Consider the following 9384-nt stretch of genomic DNA (forward strand, 5'->3'; position numbering starts at 1 on the left):
GCCAGCTGCGCCTCGGCGACGTGCAGGCGTTCATCCAGTACTCGCAGCAGTTCACGCAGCCGCTGTCGGAGCTGGGCGGCATGGCGGCGGTCGTGCAGTCGGGCACGGCGTCGGCCGAGCGCGTCTTCGACTTCCTCGACGCCGACGAGCAGGAACCGGATGCCGAGGACGCACCGTCGTTGCCGGATCCCGATGTCGCCGGCCGCGGCGTCATCGAGTTCGAGAACGTCTCCTTCTCGTACACGCCGGATCGTCCGCTCATCACCGACCTGTCGTTCCAGGTCGAGCCCGGGCAGACCGTCGCGATCGTCGGACCCACCGGGGCCGGCAAGACGACTCTGGTCAACCTGATCATGCGCTTCTACGAGCTGAGTTCCGGTCGCATTCTGATCGATGGCCAGGACATAGCCGAAGTCACGCGTGAGGAGCTGCGCTCGCGGACCGGAATGGTCCTGCAGGATCCGTGGCTGTTCGCAGGCTCGATCCTCGAGAACATCCGCTACGGCCGCTCTACCGCCACCGATGACGAGGTGATCGAGGCGGCAACCGCCACGTACGTCGACCGGTTCGTGCACTCCCTGCCGGACGGCTATGAGACCGTGCTCGACGAGGATGCCTCGAACGTGTCAGCCGGTGAGCGACAGCTCATCACGATCGCCCGGGCATTCGTGTCGCAGCCATCGATCCTCATTCTCGATGAGGCCACGAGCGCCGTCGATACGCGCACCGAGCTGCTGCTGCAGCAAGCGATGGCGGCCCTCCGACAGGGGCGCACGTCGTTCGTGATCGCGCACCGCCTGTCGACCATCCGCGACGCCGACCTCATCCTGGTGATGGAGCACGGCGACATCGTCGAGAAGGGTTCCCACGATGAGCTCATCGCGGCGCAGGGCCCGTACTGGCGGCTGTACCAGTCGCAGTTCGAGCAGGCTGCGACCGACATCGACGCCGAAGAGGCGATGACGGATGCCGTTCCTGTGGTGGCCACCGGTGCTGTCGAACAGGTCGAGGCATCCGAAAGCGGAGCCGTCGAGAACTGACGCTCATTCGAGGGGTGGGTGGCTTCGGCCGCCCGCCCCTTGTGTTGTCTGGAGCGGCTACTTCGCGTCGATCCCGAGCAGCTCCATCGGGTGCGTCAACCGCCACCACGGGCTCGGGCCATCGATGTTTTCAGCGAGTGCGACGTCAACCGTCACCGTGCTGACCGGACCAGCCACCGTGAGCGTGCCCACGGTGTCACCGGCTGCACGCTTGTCACCCAGATCGAGTGCAACGGCCGGCGCTGCGGTCGCTCCGTTCCACAGCACGACGGTGGCATCCTCATCGGTTACGATGTCGACGTTCGCACCCCAGATCGTGCTCACTCCACCGACCACGGTGCCCGCCGGCACGGCCGGTGCGACCTCGGCCAGGGCGGCCTCGACCTGCGAGAACAGTGACCGAGTGACCGCGAGGCGCTCGTCGTTGCCGGCCTGATTCAGCACAGAGGCGTAAAGGTGGATGGTGGTGTCGCCGATCGTGACGTCCTTGGCCGTCAGCAGGCTCCACCCTACGAGCGTCCCGGTCTTGATGCCGACGACGCCGGGGTCGCCCAGCATCCCGTTGGTGTTCTCGACGTAACCGGCACCGGGGATTTCGGCTCCTGCAGAGCCGACGATCTCCGCGAACACCGGATTCTGCATGGCGCGCTCGGCGAGCCGCAGCAGCGCGTCGGGACTGGCGACGTTGCGCTCGTCGAAGCCGGACGGACTCAGGATCGTGATGTCGGAAAGTCCACGCTCGGCCAGCCAGGTCGCGGCGGCCGACTCGAACTGCGCATCAGAACCCCAGATGTCACGGGCGAGGCGGTCGACGTAGTTGTTCGCGGAGCCGAGCAGTGTGCCCTGCAGCATCTGATATTCGCTGAGCACTCCGTCGACGGGAACGTCGAGGGCGGACTGGTCGGCGCGCAGGTAGTCCCAGAACTCGACGCTGTCGCTGTAGGTGAACGCGAACTGCGGACCCTGTTCACCGAGCTGAAGCGGCATCCGGTCCAGCACCATCAGGCTCGTGACCACCTTCGAGAGGCTCGCGATGGATGCCGCATCCGCTGTGGATGCGGTCGACGAGATGCCCGCGATGCTCACGCCGGCGCTGCCCTCGGCGGGCCAGGCGATCTCGGCCGCTGCCGCCGGAATCGTCGTGACTTCAACGGCCTCGGCAGTCGGGGGTACCGCGTGCAGCGGCCAGACCAGCATCGTCACGCTGTATGCGATGACGAGCGCCGCGAGTGTTGCGAGCGGAGCCAGCCAGCGCACGGTCAGCAGTGCGGGGCGCACCTTCGCGTCCGCGAGCAGGTCCGGGCCGGCCTCGGCCATCGTTACGGTATTGAGATCAGCTGGACGTGTGGACTCTTCCACATCGCTGGTCTCCAGCCAGGTGAGAGCCGTCGGGAGACGTTCCGTGTCGGCCCATTCCGTACGGGGATCTTCGGGCTGAGCGTCTTCGTCTTCGTGCGGGGCATGTTCCTCGGGCACGATCTCAGCGAGATCCGAATCATCCGACTCGCTGGCGGGGACGCTCGCCACGGACTCGTCAACAGGGCCGTTCTCCGCGTCTTCCAGAGCGGTCTCTGCGGGATCTGGTGCCTCGAGAACGGCTGCGGGAGCGGCGTCGGCTTGGTCGCTGAACGGCAGCGTCGGCGTGCGTGACGCATCCGTCGCGCCGCGGCGTGCGCGCCGCGCACGTCGGGTCATCCCGCCGGTGGCAGGGGCCTGGTCGTCAGAGGTCACATGATCACGCTATCGAATAGTGTGCGGGGACCGAGAGCGGGCATCACTGTCCTGGTGAGGGTAGGATCGCCTCTACAACCACGGGAGTCCGGGCATGCCGGGCTGAGAGGGAGCGAAAAGCGCTTCGACCGTCGAACCTGATCTGGGTCATGCCAGCGCAGGGAGGAGTTCAGATGAGTACAACCATGTCCGCTTCGGATACTGCCGCCAAGGGGCTTCGCCGCCCCGAACTGTGGCGCTGGCGAGTCGTTGACATCGTCGTCGCAGCCGTTCTCGGTGTCGCCCTCGGCTTGGTCTTCTGGGGCTGGAATGTCGTGGGCGGCGCCTGGTTCGGTGCTGCAGACGCCATCACCCCGGGCCTCGGCGGAATCGCCGTCGGCATCTGGTTGATCGGTGGTGTCGTCGGAGGACTCGTGATCCGCAAGCCCGGTGCCGCACTCGTCGTCGAACTGGTCGCAGCCATCGTCTCGATGCTCATCGGCAATGTCTGGGGAGTCTCCACGATCCTGTCCGGCATCGTGCAGGGCCTCGGTGCCGAGATCGTCTTCGCGTTGTTCCTGTACCGCCGTTTCGGGATCGTCGTCGCAGCGCTCGCCGGCGCCGGCGCGGGCATCGCGGCATGGGTGTTCGAGCTGTTCTACGGCAGTACGCCGAACATCCTCAAGACCATCGAGTTCAACTCCATCTATCTCGTCTGCGTCGCGCTCTCGGGTATCGTGCTGGCCGGCATCGTCGGATGGATGCTCGTGCGCGCTCTGGCCGCGACCGGTGCGCTGAACCGCTTCGCCGCAGGGCGAGAGCTCGTCCGCGAGGTCTGACGTGAACGGGGCCTTCCCGGCCCGCGTGCAGGCGGCGGGCTGGGGCTGGCGGTATGCGGGACGCAAGCGTCCGGCGACCAGTGACGTCAGCTTCACGATCGAGCCGGGCGAGCGGGTGCTGCTCCTCGGAGCGTCCGGTGCCGGCAAATCGACCCTCCTCGCGGGGCTCGCCGGGGTGCTCGGCGACGCTGATGAGGGGGAGCGCACTGGTTCCTTGCTGGTCGACGGCGCAGCTCCCGAGTCTCGGCACGGCCAGAGTGGACTCGTCATGCAGGACCCGGAGTCCGGGATCGTCTTGTCGAAAGTCGGCGACGACGTCGCTTTCGGATGCGAGAATCTCGGCGTTCCGGCATCCGAAATACCCACGCGGGTGGCGGAGGCGCTGGATGCGGTGGGACTCGACGTTCCGCTGCAACGCCCGACGAAGGCGCTTTCGGGTGGGCAGAAGCAGCGGCTGGTGCTCGCGGGAGCGCTGGCGATGCAGCCGGGCCTGCTCCTGCTCGACGAGCCGACCGCGAATCTCGACCCGGAGGGTGTCGCCGAGGTTCGGGCGAGTGTCGAGCGCGCAGTGGATGCCACGGGCGCGACGCTCGTCGTCGTCGAGCACCGTACACCGGTATGGGTGGGGATGATGACTCGGGTCATCGTGCTCGCAGCCGACGGCGGACTGCTCGCCGATGGTGCGCCCGCGCAGGTGTTCGCGGAGCACGGCCGGGCGCTGGCGGATGCCGGGGTGTGGGTGCCCGGCGTCGATGTCGATCTGGCTCAACTGCCGGCTTCGCCGTCCGACGCGGAGCCGGTGCTCACGGCATCCGGACTTGCGATCGCTCGTGACCCGCGCACGACCGTGCAGGCGGGACTCGAAGTGATGGTTCCGCGCGGTCAGGCGACGGTGATCACTGGCGCCAACGGGGTCGGCAAGTCGACGCTTGCGCTGACGCTCGCAGGTCTCATTGCCGAGCAGGCGGGCACCGTTGAGTCCGCTTCCTCGCTGGCAGGAAAACGTGGCACGCGGCCGTTCCGGTGGACTTCACGCGAGCTGCTCACCCGGATCGGCACAGTGTTCCAGGAGCCGGAGCACCAGTTCCTCACCCAGACGCTGCGCGACGAACTCGCCATCGGACCGAAGGCACTCGGGTGGTCGGCGTCTCGCACGCAGGCAGTCGTCGACGGCCTGCTCGACCGTCTGCATCTATCATCGCTCGCGCGCGCGAACCCGTTCACACTGTCTGGCGGCCAGAAGCGCCGACTGTCGGTGGCGACGGTGCTCGCGGCATCCCCCGAGGTGATCGTGCTCGACGAGCCGACCTTCGGGCAGGACCGACGCGGCTGGGTGGAGCTGGTCGCGCTGCTGCAGGAGGAGATCATCGGTGGCACCTCCATCGTCGCCGTCACCCACGACGACGGCGTGATCCGGCACCTCGGCGGTCACCGGATCGCGCTCGAGGCGCAGGCGGTGCGGGCATGAGCTCTCCTGTGCTCGTCCAGAACCGGGCCTGGCTCGATGGGGTGAACCCCGTCACGAAGCTCGTGCTCGCGCTGCTGCTGTCGGTACCGTTGTTCGCATCGATCGACGTCGTCTCAGGACTCGTGGCGATCGTGCTGCAGTTGCTGTGTATGCCGCTGACTGGGCTGCGCGTATCGACGGTCGCGCGGCGGATGCTCCCGATCGTGATCTTCGCGCCGATCGCGGGGCTCAGCATGCTGCTGTACGCCGAACCCGCCGGTCACATCTACTGGAGTCTGGGCTTCGCGACCATCAGCGATGACTCCATCTCGCTCGCCATCGCGGTGAGTCTGCGCGTGGTGGCGCTCGGGCTGCCCACGATCCTGCTGTTCGGGAACACCGACCCGACCGAGCTCGCCGACGCCCTCGCCCAGGTCGCGAAGCTTCCCAGTCGGTTCGTCCTCGGCATCCTCGCCGGCACGCGCATGCTCGGGCTGTTCCTCGACGACTGGCGCACGATGGGGCTCGCGCGGCGCGCACGGGGCGTCGGCGACACGGGGGCGGTCCGGCGCTTCTTCTCGATGGCTTTCGTGCTGCTCGTGTTCGCCGTCCGCCGGGGCACCCGGCTCGCGATGGCGATGGAGGCCCGCGGGTTCGGGTCCGACATCCCCCGCACCTGGTCGCGGACATCGCGGCTGCACGGGCGGGATGCCGTCGCGCTGGTCGGCGGCGTGGTGATCATGGCGCTCGCCCTCGCCGCTGCGGTGTGGGCCGGGGCATTCCGCTTCGTCTGGACCTGATTCCCCGCCCCCACGCCTTGTCGAGAAACCACTTTCTGCTTGAGACACCACTTCGGGGTCGAGACACCACCGCGCACGTGGTTTCTCGGGCAGAAGATGGTGTCTCAGCGCGCGTCGAGCTCCTTCACCAACCGGCGCGGTGCGGTCATCCGATACGAGGCGTCGAGGAGCTCGGCGATCTCCTGCCAGTCGGTGTCATCGGCGGCGTTATCGGCGAGGTCGAGCCCGAGCCAGCCCCACGCACCCAGATACGCGGGGACCCAGAACCGCGGGTCCTGCCGCAGGGCGGGTTCGTCCTCGGCATCCGGCCGCACGATGATCGCCGCGTCATGGGCGACCCATTCGCCGTCGATCCGCATGGACCCGCCGAAATAGCAGAACACCTTCTGCGTGAAGAACGCCGGGCGGCCGTGGCTGACCTTCTCATCTGCCTCGGGGAGCCCGAGCGCGATGTCCCGGACGCGCGCCAGGAGCGGATCGTCTTCGCTGAACATGATCGGATGTGGCATATCGGGCTCCGTTCAGGTCGCATTCCACAGGTCGCGGTAATAGGCGAGACGATCGCGGTCGGGTTCGAGACCGTATGCCTCGATCAGGGCATCTTGCCATCCGATGCCGTAGTTCCATTCGGTGCTCATTGCCGCCACGGCGATGTCCGCCCACCGGTCGGCGGTGCCGAGGGCGGCGAGGTCGACGTGTCCGGCGGGAGCGCCCCGATCGTCGAGGAGCGTGTTCGGAGCGCACGCATCGCCGTGGCACACGACGAGTCGGTCGATAGGGGGTGCATCGCGGAGCTCGTCGGAGATGCGGATGCCGCGAGCCTCGGCATTCGCGATCCGGGCGGGCACGTCCCACTCCCAGGGGCACTGCTGCACGGGGAGCGCATCGTGCAGCATCCGCAAGCCCGCACCGATCGCGCGCACGGCGGCCGCGGGCTCCGCGGTCCAGCGAGCCGCCACCGCGCTCTCGCCCGCGATCGCTCGAGTGACCAGCCACTCGTGCGTGGCATCCTGACCCTGATCGATGACCTCGGGCACGCGCGTCCACTGCGCCGCCCAGCGCATGCGCTCGGCCTCGTCGCGCATGTTCGCCTCGGCATCCAGCGGACCGAACTTGATGAACCGGCGATCGTCCGTGCGAAACGTCAGTCCACCGATGCCGTTCTCCCACACCGGCGTGAGCTCTGCGCCACGGGCGAGCGCGCGCACCTGCGCCGGCACGGTGATGTTCGGCGCCGGGATCGTCATCGTGCCGTCCTTCCCGCCCGCATAACTCCGGAGAATCTGCCGCAAACGGTGCCGTGCCGGCCGAGATCATGCGGATTGACGAAAAAGCTCCGGAGTTGTGCGGGGCGGCTGGCGGCGGTGCTGGCCGCGCCGGCGCCGCTGGTGCCGCTGGTGCCGGCTCTCACAGCAGCTCGCGCAGCGCCTCTTCGAGCACGACCGCGTGGTTGTGCTGTTCGTCGTGCAAGGAGTAGATCATCGTCACGACGGGATGCTTCTTCACCTCGGCGGCGAGCTTCTCGAGCGCGTCGGCGGATTCCCCGGCGAGCTCGGCGCGATAGCGGTCGGCGTAGACGCCCCAATCGGCGTCGGATGCCGCGTGCCAGTCCTTGCGCAATTCAGGACTGGGGGCGGTGTCCTTCGCCCACAGATCGATCGCGGCATGCTCCTTCGAGACACCGCGGGGCCACAGCCGATCGACCAGTACACGGAAGCCGTCGGCGGACTCGGCGGTATCGTAGGCTCGCTTGCGACGCAGTTCCATGACTCCAGCCAACACCTCAGTGGCGGTGGGAGCCAGGGTTGAAACTGAGAACCGCGTATGCTGAAACCGAGTTGCACAGTCGTTCGAAGGAGAACTCATGCAGATCCAAGGATCCGGTGCTCTGATCACCGGTGGCGCCTCGGGCCTCGGCCTCGCCACCGCCCGTGCGCTCGCCGCAGCCGGTGCGCACGTCACGCTGCTCGATCTTCCGTCGTCCGCCGGCGCCGAGATGGCCGCTGAGCTCGGCGGCACATTCGCCCCGGGTGACGTGACGAGCCCGGAGGATGCCGCAGCCGCTGTCGCCGTGGCGAACGAGAAGGCGCCGCTGCGCATCGTCGTGAACTGCGCGGGCATCGCCCCGCCGGCCAAGGTGCTCGACCGCGACGGCAACCCCGCCGTTCTCGCCGACTTCGAGCGGGTCATCCGCATCAACCTTGTCGGCACGTTCAACGTGACATCCCAGGCAGCCGCGGTCATCGCGAAGAACGACCCTTCGGACGGCGGTGACCGCGGGGTGATCATCAATACGGCATCCGTTGCGGCCTTCGACGGCCAGATCGGCCAGCCCGCCTACTCCTCGTCGAAGGGCGGGGTGCACGCGATGACCCTGCCGATTGCGCGCGAGCTCGCACGCTACGGCATCCGTGTCTGCACGATCGCCCCCGGGATCATGGAGACCCCGATGCTCGCCGGCCTCCCGGAGGCGGCGCAGGCGTCGCTCGGGCAGCAGGTTCCGTACCCCGCGCGCCTCGGCAAGCCGGCGGAGTATGCGGCGCTCGCGCTCTCGATTATCGACAACGGTTACCTGAACGGCGAGACGATCCGCCTAGACGGCGCGATCCGCATGGCCCCGAAGTGACCACGATCCCCGCGTTCAGGTCGCGATTCTCGTCGCTCTGAGCGTGGGATACCGACCAGAATCGCGACCTGAACGCCCAACCGCGACCCAACGCAACGAAGGAGCACACACATGAGCAACTTGGCCGGGAAGACGATCCTCATGTCCGGTGGCAGCCGCGGCATCGGTCTGGCGATCGCACTGCGCGCCGCAGCCGATGGCGCGAACATCGCGATGCTCGCGAAGACCGACACCCCGCACCCGAAGCTCGACGGCACGATCCACACCGCTGCCGAGCAGATCCGGGCGGCCGGAGGCAACGCTCTGCCGATCGTCGGCGATGTGCGCGAGGATGACGACATCACCGAAGCGGTCATGAAGACGCAGGGCGAGTTCGGCGGCATCGACATCGTCATCAACAACGCCAGCGTGATCGACCTGTCGCGCTCGCTCGATCTCGGCGCGAAGAAGTACGACCTCATGCAGGACGTCAACGTCCGCGGCACGTTCATGCTGTCGCGCGCGGCGATTCCGCAGCTGCGCGAGTCCACGAACCCGCACATCCTGTCGCTCTCGCCGCCGCTGAACCCGACGCCGAAGTGGCTCGGCGCGCACACCGGCTACTCGCTCGCGAAGTTCGGCATGACCATGGTCACGCTCGGGCTCGCCGCTGAGTTCGAGAGCGACGGGATCGCCGCGAACACACTGTGGCCGCGCACGACCATCGCGACAGCCGCGGTGCAGAATCTGCTCGGCGGTGACCAGGTGATGGCCGCCAGCCGTACGCCCGACATCTATGCGGATGCCGCGTACGCCGTCCTCACAAAGACAGCTGCAGGGTTCACCGGACAGAGCCTGATCGTCGAGGATGTGCTCGAGGCAGATGGTGTGACGGACTTCTCCGGCTACGCCGCGGTCCCCGGCACCCCTGACAACCGGCTCT

The 9384-nt window shown here is 67.7% G+C and carries 10 protein-coding genes and 1 riboswitch; of the genes, 6 read left to right on the top strand and 4 right to left on the bottom strand.

The features are described 5' to 3' along the window. On the top strand, positions 1–1040 hold a 1040-nt coding region (locus ACTIAO_RS15830), incomplete at its 5' end, for an ABC transporter ATP-binding protein (protein WP_441907124.1). Between the two features lie 57 nt (positions 1041–1097). On the opposite strand, the gene ACTIAO_RS15835 is transcribed toward ACTIAO_RS15830, so the two are convergent. Then, on the bottom strand, positions 1098–2771 hold the full coding sequence (locus ACTIAO_RS15835) for a D-alanyl-D-alanine carboxypeptidase (RefSeq protein ID WP_441907125.1): 1674 nt from the start codon (positions 2769–2771) through the stop codon (positions 1098–1100). Between the two features lie 70 nt (positions 2772–2841). Further along, positions 2842–2954, top strand: a riboswitch (TPP riboswitch). Between ACTIAO_RS15835 and ACTIAO_RS15840 the strand changes: the two genes are divergently transcribed. The 3 genes from ACTIAO_RS15840 to ACTIAO_RS15850 all read left to right on the top strand — a co-directional run bounded on the left by ACTIAO_RS15840 (position 2945) and on the right by ACTIAO_RS15850 (position 5836). Continuing rightward, entirely contained in the window at positions 2945–3589 is a 645-nt protein-coding gene (locus tag ACTIAO_RS15840) for an ECF transporter S component (RefSeq protein ID WP_441907126.1), read from the top strand. Its footprint overlaps the riboswitch before it by 10 nt. Before the next feature lies 1 nt (position 3590). Continuing rightward, a complete protein-coding gene (locus tag ACTIAO_RS15845; protein WP_441907127.1) occupies positions 3591–5057 on the top strand; it encodes an ABC transporter ATP-binding protein in 1467 nt (488 codons plus the stop codon). Further along, entirely contained in the window at positions 5054–5836 is a 783-nt protein-coding gene (locus ACTIAO_RS15850; RefSeq protein ID WP_441907128.1) for an energy-coupling factor transporter transmembrane component T family protein, read from the top strand. The genes ACTIAO_RS15845 and ACTIAO_RS15850 overlap by 4 nt, the downstream gene beginning before the upstream one ends. 104 nt (positions 5837–5940) lie before the next feature. Here ACTIAO_RS15850 and ACTIAO_RS15855 read toward each other — a convergent pair whose 3' ends face one another. From ACTIAO_RS15855 to ACTIAO_RS15865, 3 genes are all read right to left on the bottom strand, one after another. Further along, the gene (locus ACTIAO_RS15855; protein WP_441907129.1) at positions 5941–6345 is read right to left on the bottom strand and encodes an MmcQ/YjbR family DNA-binding protein; all 405 of its coding nucleotides are present in this window, start codon (positions 6343–6345) and stop codon (positions 5941–5943) included. Between the two features lie 12 nt (positions 6346–6357). Continuing rightward, positions 6358–7083, bottom strand: a complete 726-nt coding sequence (locus ACTIAO_RS15860; protein ID WP_441907130.1) for a phosphotransferase — start codon at positions 7081–7083, stop codon at positions 6358–6360. 160 nt (positions 7084–7243) lie between these two features. Further along, the gene (locus ACTIAO_RS15865) at positions 7244–7603 is read right to left on the bottom strand and encodes a DUF488 domain-containing protein (RefSeq protein ID WP_441907131.1); all 360 of its coding nucleotides are present in this window, start codon (positions 7601–7603) and stop codon (positions 7244–7246) included. A 97-nt stretch (positions 7604–7700) separates the two neighbouring features. On the opposite strand from ACTIAO_RS15865, the gene ACTIAO_RS15870 reads away from it, so the two are divergent. After that, positions 7701–8462, top strand: coding sequence for an SDR family NAD(P)-dependent oxidoreductase (locus ACTIAO_RS15870; protein WP_441907132.1), 762 nt, complete (start codon positions 7701–7703; stop codon positions 8460–8462). A gap of 111 nt (positions 8463–8573) precedes the next feature. Then, on the top strand, positions 8574–9384 hold an 811-nt coding region (locus ACTIAO_RS15875), incomplete at its 3' end, for an SDR family oxidoreductase (protein WP_441907133.1).

Origin of the sequence: Microbacterium sp., from assembly GCF_052099035.1 — a bacterium.
Lineage (GTDB): Bacteria > Actinomycetota > Actinomycetes > Actinomycetales > Microbacteriaceae > Microbacterium.